Raw genomic sequence first — 17,628 nt, forward strand, 5'->3', positions numbered from 1 at the left:
TATGCAAACAAGAACCAAAACAAGAACCGTTGTAGTAGGCATCTTCATCTTTGTAGGACTGGTCATCTTCTGCCTGGCCGTACTGGTACTGGGCGGACAGAAAAAAGCCTTTATGCCTTCAGTACAGGTCCGCGCTATGTTCCAGGATGTTGGCGGCCTCGCCAAGGGGAACAATGTATGGTACTCTGGCGTGAAGGTTGGCTCCATCAAGAAGATCACCTTCCTGGAGCCGCATAAGATAGAAGTGCTGATCAATATAGACCGCAGCTACGTTGGCTTTATCCGGAAAGATGTAAGGGCCAAGGTCAGTTCAGACGGCCTGATCGGCAATAAGATCATCGCCCTCAACGGCGGCAACCCGCAATCGCCCGTAATAGAGGACGGCGACGAAGTGGCGGTTGAAACCAGTATCAGCAGCGATGAGCTGATGAACACCCTGCAGGTCAACAACAAAAACCTGGTAGACATTACCGGTAACCTGAAAGAGATCACCAACACCATCGCCGCCGGCAAGGGAAATATCGGTAAACTGCTGAAAGACACCACCGTGTACGACCGCCTGGAACGTACCCTGGCCAGTTTGCAGCAAACATCCGCCAACGCCCAGCGCCTGACCAACAACCTGTCTGCCTACAGCGCCAAGCTGCAAACCGAAGGGGTGCTGGCCAATGAACTGGTAACCGACACCATGGTGTTTAGCAGGCTACGCAGCACCGTGAGCAATATGGAGCAGGCGGCACAAAGTGCCAACGAAACAGTGAAGAACCTGCAGGGCGTCAGCGCCAATGTGAACAAGCAACTCAGCAACCCGCAATCTGCCGCAGGCGTATTACTGAACGATCCGCAAACTGCACAGCATCTCAAGCAAACCATCATTAACCTGGACAGCAGCACTGGCAGGCTGAATCAGAATATGGAAGCGCTGAAACATAATTTCCTGTTCAGGGGCTACTTCCGCCGCCAGGAAAAAGCGGCAAAGAAAGCAGCAGAACAGCAGCAGAAGGAACTGGAGCGCCAGCAAAAAGAAGCAGAAAAGGCCAGGCAGCAATAAGCTGTCAGGCCGGTTATTCATGAAGATATAGATGGACTATCCCAGTATCGCTTTAGGCTCCAGGTATGCTTCCAGTCCGTATACACCATACTCTCTTCCGATACCGGACTGCTTGAATCCACCAAAGGGCGCCTGCGGATCATGAGAGAACCCATTAATGCAAATCCTGCCTGCATCAATACGCGCCGCTACCTGCCTGGCCCTTTCCTCACTGCCTGAGCTGATATAAGCTGCCAGTCCGTAAGTAGTATCATTGGCAATGGCAATTGCTTCCTCTTCCGTTTTATAAGGAATAATAGACAGCACCGGGCCAAAGATCTCTTCTTGCGCAATACGCATATCATTCCGCACATTGGTAAAGATGGTGGCCTTTACAAAATTGCCTGCTTCCAGGCCTTCAGGTTTACCTGTTCCGCCTGCCAGTAGCGTAGCCCCTTCTTCCACTCCGGTGCTGATGTACTGCTGCACCCGTTCATACTGCTTTTGGCTTACCATGGGCCCTACATTCGTTCTCTCATCGGCAGGGTCGCCTACTATTACTTCCTGTACGGCTGCTTTGGCCAGGGCATTCACTTCTTCCAGCTTGTTCTCCGGCACCAGTAAACGTGTAGGCGCAATACAGGCCTGCCCGTTATTCATGTAAGCGCCGGATACCGCCATCGGGATGGCCTGCTGCAGATCAGCATCTGCCAGAATGATGTTGGGCGATTTACCACCCAGCTCCAGCGTTACACGTTTCATCGTATCTACCGCTGCCCGTGCAATGGTTTTGCCTACCAGTGTAGAGCCGGTGAAGGAGATCTTGGCAATATCCGGGTGCCGGGTAATCTCCGCTCCCACCACACTGCCCAGGCCATTCACAATGTTGATGACGCCCTTGGGTAAACCTGCTTCGTGAAAGCATTCGGTGATCAGCTCCGTTTGGGCAGCGCTCAATTCACTGGGTTTGATCACTACGGTACAACCGGCGGCAATTGCGGTGGCCAGTTTACTGCAGATAAAACCATTACTGGCATTCCAGGGGGTAATGATGCCCGCTACGCCAACCGGCTCCAGTCTTACGACGGACTGCCCCATTGTTCTTTCAAACCCGAACTGCTGCAGGGTGTTGATCATGGCGTCAAAATTACTGATGGTATACTGTACGCTCATCCGGCAAAACTGCAAGGTGCCGCCATACTCTGCTACCATCACATCCACCAGTTCTTTTTCGCGTTTGCTGACAGCCTGTTTCAGTGCCTGCAGGTAGGCGATGCGTTCCTCCCGCGTAGTGGCTGAAAATGTTTTAAATGCCTGCTTTGCCGCTGCAATTGCTGCCCGGGCATCAGTTTCATCACCCAGTACAACTTCTCCTGTCTTTTGATTGGTAACAGGATTGATCAGCGTAAAGATCTCCGTTCCGTGTGGCGCTACAAAAGCGCCATTGATATACACGTGTGCTATCCTTTTCATTATTGAATAATTTAGTGGGAACAAAGTTCTGCACTTTTATGCCCCGCCATTTTGTTGAGATGTTCAAACTAGTTTGTTGGAAAGTTCATAGTAAAAGCGGACAAGCCTGTATCGAAACCGAACAGTTACTTAATAAAATAAATATGTACTATACTGGAAAATATATGCGCCACTGGATGGCACGTTCTTCGTAGCCAGTTTTGTCAACATCTTGCTATGCTAAAGAATTACTTAAAGGTTGCCTGGCGCAACCTGGTGAACAGCCGGATCTATTCGTTTATCAACATCATCGGTCTCGCTACCGGTATGGCGGCCGCGCTGATCATAGGTTTATGGGTATGGGATGAAGTATCTTTTGATACTTATCACCATAACTACAAACGGCTGGCACGGGTTATGGTAGACGCCACGGCAGAAGGTGGAGTCTATACTGGCAGTACAGTGTCCCAGCCAATGGGATATGAGCTGCAAAACAAGTACGGCTCAGACTTTAAACACGTAGCCCTGGTATCCTGGCGTGCGGCGCATATATTGGCGGTAGGCGACAAACAATTATCACAACAGGGCATGTGGGCGCAGGATGCCCTCCCAGAAATGTTTTCATTACACATGCTGCAGGGCGGCCGGCAGGCCTTAAAAGACCCTTCTTCCCTCCTGCTTTCAGCATCTGCTGCCCGGGCGCTTTTTGGCGATGCAGACCCTATGAACAAAATGGTGCGTGTTGACAACAGGTTTGATATGAAAGTGGCCGGCGTGTATAAAGACCTGCCCCACAATACCACTTTCAACGATCTGAAGCTGATACTGCCCTGGACCACCTACGCCAATAATTCAGATAGCTGGATCAAAGCGGCGCAGACACAATGGGAAAACCATATGTGCCAGTTATATGTGCAGCTGAATGATCATGCCGATATAGCAAAAGTTAACGCCCGCATTAAAAGTATTCCAACACCTCATATCTCCTTCTCAAAAGAAGAACTGCAACTGCATCCCATGAGCCAATGGCGTCTGCATAATGAATTCAGTAATGGTAAACTGAGCGGCGGCCGTATCCGTATGGTATGGCTTACCGGTATCATCGGCGCATTCATCCTGCTGCTGGCCTGTATCAATTTCATGAACCTCTCTACAGCGAGAAGCGAAAAGCGCAGCCGCGAAGTAGGGATCCGTAAGGCCGTTGGTTCCTTACGCGGACAACTCATCGGACAGTTCCTGAGCGAGTCGCTCATCGTGGTGATGCTTGCACTGGTGTTGTCTATTGTACTTGTACAGGTGTCGCTGCCTTTCTTCAACAACATAACGTATAAGACCATGACCATTCCCTGGAGCCATCCTTTGTTCTGGGTGTTGGTATTGGGCTTTGCGTTTATAACCGGGCTAATCTCCGGCAGCTACCCGGCCTTTTATTTGTCTGCTTTTGAGCCAGTAAAAGTGCTGAAAGGTACTTTCCGTGCGGGACGTTTTGCCACCCTGCCGCGCAAGGTACTGGTAGTGGCGCAGTTCACGATCTCTGTTGCGCTTATCACCAGTACCCTCATTGTTTACCGTCAGATACAACATGCACGGCAGCGGCCTGTGGGCTATACCCGCGAAGGGCTGATCACTGTTGACATGAACACCCCGGACATACACGGGCATTACGACGCTATCCGCAACGACCTGCTGCGTACCGGTGTAGTGGCAGATATGGCGCAATCCAACAGCGCGCCTACAGAAGTATGGTCTAATAATATACTAAGCTGGAGAGGCAAAGATCCCGGGCTGGTGGTGAGCCCCGGCACCATTGCCGTGTCGCACGACTTCGGCACTACACTCGGCTGGAAAATCATCGATGGACGCGACTTCTCCCGCAGCTTTGCATCAGATACCGGCGCCTTTATCATGAACGAAGCTGCGGTGAAACTCACCGGCTTTAAACATCCTGTAGGTGAAATGATCCGCTGGGGCAATGAGGACCACCTGGTAATAGGTGTGGTAAAAGATATGGTGATGGAATCACCTTACGAGCCCGTAAAACCTACCATCTTCCACCTCAATCCCAACTGGGCACGCTTAATGACCGTGCGGATAAAGCCCGACATTCCCATGCGCGAAGGACTGGCTAAAATAGCGCCTGTATTTAAAAAGTATAACCCGGGCAGTCCTTTCGTATACAAATTCGTTGACAGTGAATATGCCGCTAAATTCAGCGATGAAGAACGCATCGGTCACCTGGCCACTATCTTCGCTATCCTGGCCATCTTTATCTCCTGCCTGGGATTATACGGCCTGGCCTCTTTTGTGGCAGAACAACGTACTAAGGAAATAGGCATCCGCAAGGTAATGGGCGCCTCCGTATTTAACTTATGGAAAATGCTGTCTAAAGATTTTGTAGGACTGGTCATGATATCCTGTGTCATTGCCATTCCCCTGGCCTGGTACCTGTTGCACCTGTGGCTGCAGGACTATACATACCGTACCACCCTGTCCTGGTGGATCTTCGCAGCCGCAGCAACCGGCGCGTTGATCATTACCCTGATGACTGTCAGCTACCAGGCCTTTCGCGCAGCTGTTATGAACCCGGTACGGAGCCTGAAAGCGGAGTAAAAAGAAATACCTGGTTTCTTTTCACGTGTTTGCGGGGAGCTGCAGCGCCATGCGCGCAGCCACAACGAAGCAATCTCCAGACGGCAAACAGGATTTATCCTATCTTTATAAAAAAAAGTAATGGAGAACAATGGGCTGCTGTTCATTCCCGATATAAGTGGCTTTACCCGTTTTGTTAACGAAATAGAGATCGAGCACAGCCGCCATATTATCCAGCAGCTGCTGGAGGTACTGATCAACGCCAATAATACAGGGCTGGAAATATCTGAGATTGAAGGAGACGCCATTCTCTTTTACAAATTCGGGCAGCCGCTTGCACTGGAAGCCATCTACAAACAGGTGGAAGAGATGTTCTGCGCGTTCCATCGCCACCTCAATGCTTATGACAACCGCAGGATCTGTCAGTGCAAGGCCTGTGTATCTGCTGTAGACCTTACCCTTAAGGTCATCACTCACTACGGCGAATTCGCCACCTATAACGTAAAAAATTTCAGTAAGCTGATCGGCAGGGATGTGATCATTGCGCACCAGTTGCTGAAGAATGATATTGACAAGCATGAATACTGGCTGGTAACAGCGCCCCTGCTGCAGGAAACCCCGCCTGCCGAACTGGCACAGTGGATGACATGGGATAGCAGCGCTAAACAAACAGAAACAGGTACCATTCCTTTTCACTATACCCAGTTAACCCAGCTCAGAAATGAACTGCCCGCAGAACCTGATCCGCAGCAGGAACTGGCCGGTATGGCCAGGATGGTGTCAGTAACAAAGGAGTATGATGTGGATATTAAAACACTCGCCTTTACGGTGGTGCATTTTGAGTTTCGTCACCAGTGGCAGGTGGGCATCAGGACGATCGACGAAGTGGAACACTTCCTTCCGGGCATTGGCAGCCGTCACCGTCATGTGCTGGATAATGGCCAGCAGGTAATGATGCGCATCAGCAGTTTTGCCTATAACCCTGAAAAGAAGATCATCTTCAGCGAGACGGAAGAAAAACGTAAACACTCCACTTATTTTGTTATTGAGAAAGTAAATGAGCAGCGATCCCGGCTGAGCATCGAGTTTTATATACAGAAAAATCCACTTCGCCAGTTACTGTTTGGCCTGGGCGAAAAAAGCAAAATGGAAAAACGTTTACGGCAGTCGCTTCAGAACCTGGAACCGGTGGTTCAGCAGATGGTGCTGCCATTGGAGTTTTAATGGAATAAAAGATTGCTTCGCCGCCCCGACACACGAAGCTGCGCTCATTGCAATGACGCAAATGAAGACCTCCTCCTACAGGGGTTCTTCCGTTTTGCGTAAATCAATTTCCTTTTTTGATCAAACACCCATACATTTTCCGGATAGATTTGCAGGCATTAAACCTAAAAAGACACACTACTTGCCGGTTGAAGTATCCGCCACTTCCTGCCTGCCAAGACAGCTTTATTAAAAACCCTTAACACCCATTTACACTTCCATGGAAACTCAAGCAATAGTTCAGGAAGTTAACCTGAAACAGGACCAGGATATAGGGATCATGCCCCCTATGTCGCCACCCGTCATTATCATCAATGCCGATGAAAGAGCGGAGATCACCAGCATGGGAAAAGCCCTTAAAGAAAAATACGGCAGCTACGAAAACCCGGAGTACATTGCCATGCTGCATCTCAATGCATACCGGCTTTTGCCCGAACGCATTGCCAGGATACTGATGCAGATGGGAACTGATTTCTCTCCACGCCAGTATGGCGCCGTTATCCTGAAAGGCCTGGTAGACGTAGACCAGGCTGCATTAGGCCCTACCCCGCCCAGCTGGCGAGAGATGGATAAAACACGCATGCTGGAATACGGCTTCATCTCCTCATTACTGCATGGCGCCGTGCCCTCCAAACCGGTAGAGTACTTTGCACAAAGAAAAGGCGGCGGACTGCTGCATGCCATCATCCCGGAAAAAGAAAAAGCCTTTTCACAAACCGGGTCCGGATCAAGAACAGAACTGTTTGTGCATACAGAAGATGCTTTTCTTTTCAATGCCGCAGATTTTCTGAGCTTTCTTTATGTGCGCAATGAAGAACAGGTGCCCTCCATGTTGTATTCCATCCGTTCGCACGGCCGCCCGGGACCAGCATTGCAGCCGCTTTTCGCACCTATCTACAAATGTCCGAAAGATGCCAACTATGAACAGGAAGAGGCCATCGGCGAGGGTACCCTGACGTCCATATTATATGGCAACCCTGACGCGCCTTTCATCCGCTTTGATGCCGCAGAACAGATCTATAACAAAGACGCGGGACAAAGCGGGGAAGCCATGGAACAGCTGGTGCACTTCTGGCAGCAGGCACGCTCCCTCATCTACGATGGCTTTATACCCGAAGCAGGTGACCTGATCTTTGTGAACAATCATCTCTGCGCACATGGGCGCAATGCCTTCGTAGCCGGCTTCAGAAATGAGAACGGAAAGCTGGTGCCCTGCGAACGCCGCATGATGCTGCGCATGATGAGTAAAACAAGCCTCATCCATATCCAATCCGTTGTTCACCCTGAAAACCCATACCTGGTTATGGAAGAACATTACGGAAAGATCTACCAGCCAACCCGGTAACAAAAATAATTTTATGGGAAATTTGACTTTCATGACAACTCCGGTTGGCAGCGGCCCTTTTTTGCTCCGCCCGCTGCAGATGGAGGAAGACATCCCCGTGATCCATAACTGGGTGAACAGGGAATACGCCCGCTACTGGCAAATGCAGGATTCTTCGCTGGACGATGTACGTTCCGCCTATACGAAGATCACGCAGACTAAAGGCTCCCGTGTATTCATGGGCTTCTATATGGATCAGCCGGCATTCCTGCTGGAATGCTACTGGGTGATGAATGACCCGCTTGGCGCGTATTACGACGCACGCATTGGTGATTATGGGTTTCATATCCTCGTAGCCCCTGCAGATCAGCCCATTCACAACTTTACATGGCATGTGTTTACCACGATCATCGACTTCATGCTGTCAGACCCCACGGTGGAAAGACTGGTTGTAGAACCGGACGTGCGTAATAACAAGATACATGTGCTGAATAAACGCGCCGGCTTTGCCTACCAGAAGATCATTGACCTGCCTCAAAAGCAGGCCTACCTGGCCTTCTGTACACGGGAACAATATGCCGCCGCCAGAAAAGCGGATCTGCAAAACCAGCAAAAGGATGCAACGCCCGGCAGTCTGTATACCAAACACGTACCCGGACTGGGCAACTTTTCTTTCCGCCCCCTGCAGATAGACGAAGACATTGCGCTCATCCATAACTGGGTGAACCTCGACTACGCAAGGTATTGGCAAATGCAACATACCACCATAGAGCAGGTAACCGCCGCCTACACCACTATTACGCAGGCCAAACATTCGCATGCCTTTATGGGCTTCTACAACAACACGCCTGCTTTCTTATGGGAAAGCTACCAGGCCGTGAACGACCCCATCGGCAAATACTATGAAGCGCGAGAAGGCGATTACGGACTGCATTTGCTAGTGGCCCCGGTAGAAACGCCCATCCATCATTTCACACTGCATATCCTTAAAACCATCATCGATTTTATGCTGACCAATCCTGCCGTGGAAAGACTGATCGTAGAACCGGATGTGCGTAACGAAAAAATGCATGTGCTCACCAAACGGGTAGGATTTGAATACCAGCAGGAAATACAGCTGCCACAGAAAACAGCGTACCTGGCCTTCTGCACCAGGGCGCAATATGCCGCACATGATCTATCATTTCAATTAAACAAAAGCATCCATGCAAGCAAATCTTATAGCTCCTGAAATAAACGCCCCGGCCATCATAACCGCCGGCGCCTATAAAGATATTTTTCATGAAGGCGCCGCGGCAGAATACCAGGCAGCTATCAGCGGCGCACGCCAACTGGTTAGCTCCTTTCTGCAGAACAACCGCCAGCCCTTCAGCGGCATCAGGCCCGACGAACTGCGGGCGCTGTTTGACCAGGTGGCATTTGATACACCGCTGCCCGATTATGACAGCCTCTTCCGCGAAGTGGAAACATTATACGTCAATCATGCAACGGCTTTTCATCTCCCCCATTACATTGCCCACCTGAACTGCCCCATAGTGATACCCGCACTGGCCGCAGAAGTGCTCATCGCTGCCATCAATTCCTCCCAGGATACCTGGGACCAGAGCGCTGGCGGCACACTCATGGAACAGAAACTGATCAGCTGGACCTGCAACGAGATCGGCTTCAGCAGCGATGCAGATGGCGTTTTCACTGCAGGCGGATCACAAAGCAACCTGATGGGCCTCCTGCTGGGCAGGGATCACTATGCGCGGGAATACCTGCATCACAACATCCGGAAACACGGCCTGCCGCCCGAAGCGTCCCGCTTCAGGATCTTCGTTTCAGAAATGACCCACTTCAGTATACAGAACACCGTATCGCTGATGGGATTAGGTGAACAATCTCTTGTAAAAGTGAAGACCGGCAGGGGCTTCCGCATAGATGCCGCCCAGCTGGAACAGGCCGTCAGAAAAGAGCTGGAACAGGGCAACCTGCCTATTGCCGTAGTAGCCACCGCAGGCACTACTGATTTTGGCAACATAGATCCCTTAGCAGCTATCAGTAAGATTGCATCGAGGTACAAATTGTGGTTCCATGTAGATGCTGCCTATGGCTGCGGACTCCTGCTCTCTGCTAAATATCGCCACCTGCTGAACGGTATCGAAAAGGCCAATTCTGTTACTACGGATTTTCACAAGGCATTTTTTCAGCCCATCAGCAGCAGCGCATTGCTGGTAAAGCACCACCAGTACCTGGACCTCATCACCCATCATGCTGATTACCTGAACCCGCAGGAAAATGACTTTGAAGGACTGAACCAGATCAACAAAACCATCACGCAAAGCACCCGCCGTTTTGATGCGCTGAAACTGTGGTGTACCCTGCGCCTGATGGGTAAACAGCAACTCGGAGAGTATACAGACACCATCATTGATACTACCAAAAGAACGGCCGCTATCATTGAACAGGATCCTGACTTTGAACTGCTCACGCATTCAGACATCAGCGCGCTGGTGTTCCGCTATCTTCCCGCCGGTATAACAGACAACAGCACGGCCGATAAACTGAACCAGTATATCAAGAAGGAAATGTTCCAGGAAGGAAAAGCCATCGTAGCGGGCACCCGGGTGAATGACGCCTTCTACCTGAAATTCACATTACTGAACCCGATCACCAACATTGATGATATACGCGATATACTGGGTATCATCAAACGGCATGGCAAAGCTTTTATCACTAAAAACTGAAAACAATGCAACCTCCTATAAACGTGTCTCCGGAACAGGCGGCAGCCCACCTGCAGCCGGAAGTATGGCAGCAGGTGAACCGGCTGCACCTCCGCAAGATCCTCTGTGAATTTGCTCATGAGCTGATCATCCATCCCCAGCTGCAATACAGCGAGAACGGATGGGGCTATTATAAACTGCCGGCAGACATTCCCGGCATTGAATACCGTTTCCGCGCCAGGATACTGAGCCTGGATCACTGGTATATTGATACGGCCTCCATTGAGAAATACGTAAACAATGTAAGCGTAACACCGGAGTCCATCCCCTTCATCATCGAGCTCCGCGAAACCATAGGCATCAGCGAAACCGTTATGCCCGTTTATCTCGAAGAGATCAACAGTACGCTCTGCGGCAGTGCCTACATGCACACCTATAACAAGCGTACTGCCAGGGAACTGGCGGTGGCCGGTTACCAGGTGATAGAACAGGCCATGATGGCCGGACATCCCTGCTTTGTGGCCAACAATGGGCGTATAGGCTTTGATGCTACTGATTACCGCCAATATGCGCCCGAAGCGGCTGATCCTTTTGCACTGATCTGGGTGGCGGCACACCGCAGCAGAACAGGCTATGCAGGCGTTACAGCTCTTAGCTATGAACAGCTGATACAGGAAGAGCTGGGCGATGATACCCTCGCCGCTTTTAACGGCATATTGGAAAATATGGGACTGCTTCCGGCAGACTATTACTTCATTCCCATTCACCCCTGGCAATGGTGCAATAAACTGGCACAACTCTTTGCGGAAGATATTTCCGAAAGAAAATTGGTGTTCCTGGGTTATGGGCAGGATCAATACCTGCCGCAGCAATCCATCCGCACCTTTTACAATGTGACCTCACCGGGAAGACGCTATACCAAAACTTCCCTGTCTATCCTGAACATGGGCTTCATGCGCGGGCTACATGCCAGCTTTGTGCTGACCGCCCCGGCCATCAGCGAATGGGTGAACGCAATAATAGAAAACGATATCTACCTGAGAAGAAAAGGCTTTGTGCTGTTACAGGAAGTAGCTGCCGTGGGTTATACCAACCCGCATTACGCCAGCATCATCAAAGACGATAACTCCTCCTACAACGGTATGCTCTCTGCCCTCTGGCGCGAAAGTCCGAAGAACCGGCTGAAACCCGGGCAACGCTTAATGACCATGGCCGCCCTGCTGCATGTAGACAGCTACGGCAACGCCCTGCTGCCAGAGCTGATCAAAGTCTCCGGGCTCAGCACCGAAGCCTGGCTGCAACGCTACCTGGATGTGTATTTAAGTCCGCTGCTGCACTGCTACTACTATCACGATATGCGCTTTATGCCGCATGGCGAAAACCTGATCCTGATCCTGGAAGATCACATTCCCGTGGGCGCTATCATGAAAGACATCGGCGAAGAAATAGCTGTGCTGAACAAAAACATTCCCATGCCGGATAACGTGAAGCAGATCTACATGCATGTAGCCGAAGAGCTGCGGATCCTTTCCATCTTCACACAGGCCTTCGACTGCTTCTTCCGTTTCCTGCAACAGATACTGGTAGAACATGCGGGCTTCGCAGAAGAAGCATTCTGGCAGCTGGTGGCCAATTGTATCCTGGCCTACCAGCAACAGCATCCGGAACTGCAGGATAAATTTAACCGCATCAACCTGTTTGCGCCGGAGATCACCAAAACCTGTCTGAACCGCCTGCAGATCCGTAACAACCGCAAAATGGTAGATCATATGTACAATCCTTTCAAGAGCCAGCAATTTGCAGGCACATTGAAAAACCCCATGACCAAACATCAGCAGCAACTGACATTGGTTTAAAAGGTTTGATGGTTTAAAAGTTTGATAGTGTCCGGAACAGGTTGGCGGCCTTCAAACCTTCAAACGATCAAACTTTCAAACGGTTAAAATTGAAAATGTAAAGCATTCAAAAATGAGAAAGACAAACATAGAAGCAGGCCATAATGCTGCCGTGTGGGAAAAAGTGACCCGCCTGCACATCAGCAAAATAATTGCCGAGTTATCACATGAGGGGATCTTACAGCCGCAGCTACAGTCAATGCAGAACGGCTGGAGGTATTACCGCCTCCGGATAGAACGGCTGCAAACGGAATACCGATTCAAAGCAAAGGTGATGAGCCTGCAGCATTGGGTAGTAGATCCCGCGTCCATAGAAAAAATAGTGGCCGGCGATACCGCCAGACTGGAAGCAATGCGCTGTATCATTGAACTGAACGACCAGATCGGGATTGCCCCCGAATCCCTGCCGGATTATATGGAAGAAGTGGCGGGTACACTGTATGCCAGCGCGTATATACATGGCAGTGATGCCTTGTCTGCTGAAGCGCTGGCACAAGCGGACTACCAGACCATTGAACGCGCTATGACCGGTCACCCGCGTTTCATTATCAATAACGGACGTATCGGTTTTGATATGGATGACTATGCGCAATATGCGCCCGAAGCCGCCGCTCCGCTTAGCCTGGTATGGCTGGCCGGGCATAAAAGCCGTGCGGAGTTCTCCAGTATCGGCGAACTGAACTACCAACAACTGCTGGAGCATGAGCTGAGTGCAGCAGATATTGCCGGCTTTAATGAACGCCTGCGCAGCAAAGGGCTTGATCCTGCAGATTACTATTTTATGCCCGTACATCCCTGGCAGTGGTATAATAAACTGCTGAACATCCTGGCGCCGGATATTGCCGCCAACAGGCTGGTATGCCTGGGCTACAGCGAAGATAAATATCTGCCCCAGCAGTCCATTCGTACGTTCTTCAATAACAGCCAGCCGCAGAAGTACTACGTAAAGACTGCCCTGGCCATTCTCAATATGGGTTATGTGCGCATTCTCTCCCCTTACTTCATGCGCACCACACCGGCTATCAATGAATGGGTGCATGCAATTGTAACGGCAGATCCTTACCTGCGGCAGCAGGGCTTCTGCGTGCTGCGTGAAGTAGCGGCCGTAGGTTACACCAATCAGTACTATGAAGCAGCGCTGCAGGCAGATAGTCCATATAAAAAGATGCTGGCCGCTCTCTGGCGGGAAAGTCCTGTATCAATGCTGCAACCCGGACAGCGGCTTACTACCATGGCGGCACTCTTACATACCGATACCAGCGGCAATACCCTGCTTCCAGAGCTGGTGAAGGCATCGGGCCTGGCCACCAGCGCCTGGGTACGGCAATACCTGCGCTGCTATCTGCATCCGCTGCTGCATTGTTTTTACCAGTATGATATGGTGTTTATGCCGCATGGCGAGAACATTGTGCTGGTACTGGAAAATAATGTTCCGGTGCGCGCCATCATGAAAGACATCGGCGAAGAAGTAACGCTGATGAACACCCGTATCAGCCTGCCCGAAAATGCCCGGCGCATACAGGTGGAAGTACCAGATGAACTGCGCACGCGGCCTATCTTTACCCAGCTGTTTGACGGCATCTTCCGCTTTATTGCTGCTATTCTTGATGAGCAGCATGATCTGCCGGAGCCACACTTCTGGCAGCTGGTAGCGGCAGGTATCCGGGAGTACCAGCAACAGCATCCGGCGCTGAAAGAAAAATTCGCTAAGTATGATCTCTTTGCAGAACGTATTGCCCCGGATGCACTGAACCGCATGCAGATACTTAACAGCAGGAAACTGCGTGACAGGTCCAACCCATTTGATGTTCCCACCATTGGCGTAGTGGAAAACCCGGTTGCCAGGTGCTCACCCATTTCAAACATGCCACAATGAAAATAACCATCTGTATACTCTCCGTCTGCTGCGCATTCAGCGCCCGTGCACAACTGGCGGCCCACAATACCATCGCCTTATCCTACCCGCCAACGGAAAAGGCAGCTATTACCGATAATTACTTCGGCACCCTCATCTCCGACCCCTACCGCTGGCTGGAAAATGATACCGCTGTAAAGGTGAGGCAATGGATCGCGGCACAAAACCAGCTGACCAACACATACCTTGACCAGATCCCCTTTCGCAGCGCCATCAGGAAGCGACTGGAAGACACCTGGAACTACGCACGCGAAACACCGCCCGTAAAAGCTGGTGAATACTACTTCTTTACCCGCAACAACGGCATCCAGCCGCAAAATGTCTGGTATCTCAGGAAAGGAACCGATGGGCCGGAAGAAATACTGCTGGACCCCAACCAGTTGTCTGCTGATGGCACTGCAGCAGTCAGCATGCTGGGATTCTCAAAAAACAAACGCTACCTGGCCTATGCAGTTGCCACCAGCGGTTCTGACTGGAACACCATCTACATCATGGATATGCACGCACGGCAAACCCTGCCCGATGCATTGAAATGGGTGAAATTCCCCCGCGCCGCCTGGAAAGGCAATGGCTTCTACTACAGCCGCTACCCCACCCCCGCAAATGGCACGGAGCTTTCCGCCAGCAATCGCCTGAACCAGGTGTACTATCACCGCGTTGGACAAGAACAAGTAACAGACAGTTTGGTATTTGAAGACCGCCAACATCCTGCACTGAGCGTAGCTGCCTGGGTAACGGCAGATGAACGCTTCCTGCTCATCTCTGCCCTGCCGGGCTCTTTCCTGGGCTTTAAGCTGACCACCTCAACGGGCAATGCATTGTTCTGCCAGGACCTTTCCGTTAAAGGCAGCCGTATACAGCCTTTGATCAAAGGCTATGAACACCACAACATCGTTGTGGATAACATCGGCGAAAAGCTGCTGCTGCAAACAGATACCGATGCGCCCAATAACCAGCTGGTACTGGTAGATCCGGCCAGACCGGATAAACAGTACTGGCAGCCTATCATCCCTGAACAACAGGAATCACTGGAAAACATAGAGACCGGTGGCGGTTACCTCTGGGCCTTCTACCTCAAAGATGCCAGTACGCTCATCAGGCAATATGATTACCGCGGCCATCGCATCCGCGATCTGCAGCTGCCCGCCATCGGCACGGCTGCTGGACTGGCAGGAGAAAAGACCGACAAAACTCTATTCTTCACCTTCACCAATTTCACTACACCGGTGAATGTGTACCAACTTGATGTTGCCAGCGGTCAATCCTCCCTTTACCGTAAAGCGGATTATAAAGGCCCCACCGATGGCTTTGTTACCAAAGATGCATTCATTACCTCCAAAGACGGTACCCGGGTGCATATATTCATTGTACATAAAACAGGTATTACCTTAAATGGCAATAACCCCGTGTTCATACAGGGACATGGCGGCTTTAAACGCAACCTGACTCCCTTCTTCAACGTAGCCAGGATGCTGTTCCTCGAAAACGGCGGCATCTATGTGCAGCCCAACCTGCGGGGCGGCAACGAGTATGGAGAAGCCTGGCACCGGGGCGGTATGCGGCAGAACAGGCAGCATGCCTATGATGACTTTATCGCCACCACCGAATACCTCATCAAAACAGGGTACACCAGGCCCGCGCGCATCGCCATTACCGGTATTTCTACCGGCGCCGTAATGGTAGGCGCTGTTATTAACCAGCGGCCGGAGCTTTTTAAAGTAGCCGTTGCCGTTGCAGGCAAAATGGATATGCTGCGCTATCACCGGTTCACCATCGGCAGCAGCTGGTCTGAAGAATATGGTACCAGCGAGCACCCTGACCAGTTTGCTTACCTGGTAAAATACTCTCCCCTGCACAATATCAAAGCCGGCACTACCTACCCTGCCGTACTGGTGCTTACCGGGGATCATGACGATACCGTAGTACCCGCGCATTCTTACAAATACATCGCCACCCTGCAGGAAAAACAGGCGGGAAACAATCCGGCTCTCATCCGTATAGACCGCAATTCCGGTCACGGGCCAGGCAAACCCACCACCAAACTGATCGAAGAAGCGGCAGATGCCTGGAGCTTTATATACCAGCAGCTGGACATAGAATGGCCGCATTAATTCATCACCTTACAAAAACTTTATCATGCATACCCAACAGATCTATTCTATTATCGGCATCGGCATCGGGCCTTTTAACCTGGGACTAGCCGCCCTGCTCGAACCAGTGCAGGAAGTAAATGCCCTGTTCTTTGACCAGACAGACGCATTTGACTGGCACCCCGGGCTGATGCTGCAGCACACCACCCTACAGGATCCTTTTATGGGTACCGACCTGGTAACCATGGCAGATCCTACCAGCCGTTTCAGCTTCCTTAACTTCCTGAAAAAAACAGGCAGGCTGTTCCAGTTCTTTATACGGCACGACTTCTACATGCTGCGCCGCGAGTACAACATATACTGCAAATGGGTGGCAGCACAGCTGCCTAACTGCCGCTTCTCTCACCGGGTTACAAAAGTGACATATACAGAAGGCCTTTACCAGGTAACCGTTTCGCATACACGTACCGGTGAAACCACTACCTACCAGGCGGAAAGACTGGTGATCGGCACCGGTACACAGCCATATATGCCCCCCTTCATTGATAATAACAGGCTGCCGGGTGTGATCCATTCCTCCGAATATCTCAGCGCAAAGAAAGACATCCTGCAGCAGGGATCACTGACCATTGTAGGTTCCGGGCAAAGCGCCGCAGAAGTGTTCTACGACCTGTTGCCCGAAGCACAAAACGGTTTCCGCCTGCATTGGTTCACCCGCTCTGACCGCTTCTTCCCCATGGAGCATTCCAAGCTTACACTGGAGATCAGCTCCCCGGACTATGTCAGCTATTTTTACCGGCTGCCGGCAGACCGGCGGGCCAGTATATTGCGTACCCAAAATTCCCTTTCCAAAGGCATTAACTACAGCCTGATAGACCAGATCTATGATATGCTGTATGAAATGACCGTTGGTGGTAAAAAAGTGCCTGTACAGCTGCGCGCCAACTGCGAGCTAACCAGCATTACCCCTGCCCTGCAGGATAAACTGTATACACTGCAGTTCATGCAGCTGCAGCAGCAGACCCCCTTTTCTCACCAGGCATCTTCCATCCTGCTGGCTACCGGTTACCGGTATAACGAACCCGCCTTCCTGCAGGGCATTAGTGAACGCATCTGCCGTATGCACAATGGCGCTTTTGATGTGCAACGCAACTATACAATAGATGTGAACGGACAGGAGATCTTCCTACAGAACGCAGAAACCCATACGCATGGTTTTACCGCGCCCGACCTGAGCATGGGGGCCTATCGCAATTCATGGATCATCAACACCATCACCGGCAGAGAGATCTATCACCCGGAAGAAAGGATCGCCTACCAGGACTTTGGCGTAACAGCGCTCCCGCAGCCTGTATGATGCGC

The 17,628-nt window shown here is 51.1% G+C and carries 11 protein-coding genes; 10 read left to right on the plus strand and 1 reads right to left on the minus strand.

Going from position 1 to position 17,628, the window contains the following annotated elements:
- Position 1 precedes the first annotated feature (1 nt).
- Positions 2-1,051, plus strand: a complete 1,050-nt coding sequence (locus Q0577_RS20655; protein WP_298739691.1) for an MlaD family protein — start codon at positions 2-4, stop codon at positions 1,049-1,051.
- 36 nt (positions 1,052-1,087) lie between these two features.
- On the opposite strand, the gene Q0577_RS20660 is transcribed toward Q0577_RS20655, so the two are convergent.
- Complete coding sequence (locus Q0577_RS20660) at positions 1,088-2,503, minus strand: aldehyde dehydrogenase family protein (RefSeq protein WP_298739693.1); 1,416 nt, start codon at positions 2,501-2,503, stop codon at positions 1,088-1,090.
- A 216-nt stretch (positions 2,504-2,719) separates the two neighbouring features.
- On the opposite strand from Q0577_RS20660, the gene Q0577_RS20665 reads away from it, so the two are divergent.
- From Q0577_RS20665 to Q0577_RS20705, 9 genes are all read left to right on the plus strand, one after another.
- Positions 2,720-5,092, plus strand: a complete 2,373-nt coding sequence (locus tag Q0577_RS20665; protein ID WP_298739696.1) for an ABC transporter permease — start codon at positions 2,720-2,722, stop codon at positions 5,090-5,092.
- A 120-nt stretch (positions 5,093-5,212) separates the two neighbouring features.
- Positions 5,213-6,295, plus strand: a complete 1,083-nt coding sequence (locus Q0577_RS20670; protein ID WP_298739699.1) for a DUF2652 domain-containing protein — start codon at positions 5,213-5,215, stop codon at positions 6,293-6,295.
- 259 nt (positions 6,296-6,554) lie between these two features.
- Positions 6,555-7,679, plus strand: coding sequence for a TauD/TfdA family dioxygenase (locus Q0577_RS20675; protein WP_298739701.1), 1,125 nt, complete (start codon positions 6,555-6,557; stop codon positions 7,677-7,679).
- A gap of 31 nt (positions 7,680-7,710) precedes the next feature.
- Positions 7,711-8,889, plus strand: coding sequence for a GNAT family N-acetyltransferase (locus Q0577_RS20680; protein WP_298739704.1), 1,179 nt, complete (start codon positions 7,711-7,713; stop codon positions 8,887-8,889).
- Complete coding sequence (locus tag Q0577_RS20685; RefSeq protein ID WP_298739707.1) at positions 8,864-10,387, plus strand: aspartate aminotransferase family protein; 1,524 nt, start codon at positions 8,864-8,866, stop codon at positions 10,385-10,387. Before Q0577_RS20680 ends, Q0577_RS20685 begins: the two co-directional genes overlap by 26 nt.
- 5 nt (positions 10,388-10,392) lie before the next feature.
- Positions 10,393-12,222 carry an IucA/IucC family siderophore biosynthesis protein gene (locus Q0577_RS20690; protein ID WP_298739710.1) on the plus strand — a complete coding sequence of 610 codons (1,830 nt, stop codon included), beginning with the start codon at positions 10,393-10,395 and terminating at the stop codon, positions 12,220-12,222.
- A gap of 112 nt (positions 12,223-12,334) precedes the next feature.
- Positions 12,335-14,137: an IucA/IucC family siderophore biosynthesis protein gene (locus Q0577_RS20695; protein ID WP_298739713.1), complete on the plus strand. Its 1,803-nt coding sequence runs from the start codon at positions 12,335-12,337 to the stop codon at positions 14,135-14,137.
- Positions 14,134-16,287, plus strand: coding sequence for a prolyl oligopeptidase family serine peptidase (locus Q0577_RS20700; RefSeq protein WP_298739716.1), 2,154 nt, complete (start codon positions 14,134-14,136; stop codon positions 16,285-16,287). The genes Q0577_RS20695 and Q0577_RS20700 overlap by 4 nt, the downstream gene beginning before the upstream one ends.
- A 25-nt stretch (positions 16,288-16,312) precedes the next feature.
- Complete coding sequence (locus tag Q0577_RS20705; protein ID WP_298739719.1) at positions 16,313-17,623, plus strand: SidA/IucD/PvdA family monooxygenase; 1,311 nt, start codon at positions 16,313-16,315, stop codon at positions 17,621-17,623.
- The last annotated feature ends 5 nt before the right edge of the window (positions 17,624-17,628 follow it).

The organism is uncultured Chitinophaga sp., from assembly GCF_937898475.1.
Taxonomy (GTDB): Bacteria; Bacteroidota; Bacteroidia; order Chitinophagales; family Chitinophagaceae; genus Chitinophaga.

Bases quoted from the DNA above. Each gene is read 5' to 3' on its own strand.
- Q0577_RS20655 (WP_298739691.1), top strand. From the start codon at position 2: ATGCAAACAAGAACCAAAACAAGAACCGTTGTAGTAGGCATCTTCATC.
- Q0577_RS20660 (WP_298739693.1), bottom strand. From the start codon at position 2,503: ATGAAAAGGATAGCACACGTGTATATCAATGGCGCTTTTGTAGCGCCA.
- Q0577_RS20665 (WP_298739696.1), top strand. From the start codon at position 2,720: ATGCTAAAGAATTACTTAAAGGTTGCCTGGCGCAACCTGGTGAACAGC.
- Q0577_RS20670 (WP_298739699.1), top strand. From the start codon at position 5,213: ATGGAGAACAATGGGCTGCTGTTCATTCCCGATATAAGTGGCTTTACC.
- Q0577_RS20675 (WP_298739701.1), top strand. From the start codon at position 6,555: ATGGAAACTCAAGCAATAGTTCAGGAAGTTAACCTGAAACAGGACCAG.
- Q0577_RS20680 (WP_298739704.1), top strand. From the start codon at position 7,711: ATGACAACTCCGGTTGGCAGCGGCCCTTTTTTGCTCCGCCCGCTGCAG.
- Q0577_RS20685 (WP_298739707.1), top strand. From the start codon at position 8,864: ATGCAAGCAAATCTTATAGCTCCTGAAATAAACGCCCCGGCCATCATA.
- Q0577_RS20690 (WP_298739710.1), top strand. From the start codon at position 10,393: ATGCAACCTCCTATAAACGTGTCTCCGGAACAGGCGGCAGCCCACCTG.
- Q0577_RS20695 (WP_298739713.1), top strand. From the start codon at position 12,335: ATGAGAAAGACAAACATAGAAGCAGGCCATAATGCTGCCGTGTGGGAA.
- Q0577_RS20700 (WP_298739716.1), top strand. From the start codon at position 14,134: ATGAAAATAACCATCTGTATACTCTCCGTCTGCTGCGCATTCAGCGCC.
- Q0577_RS20705 (WP_298739719.1), top strand. From the start codon at position 16,313: ATGCATACCCAACAGATCTATTCTATTATCGGCATCGGCATCGGGCCT.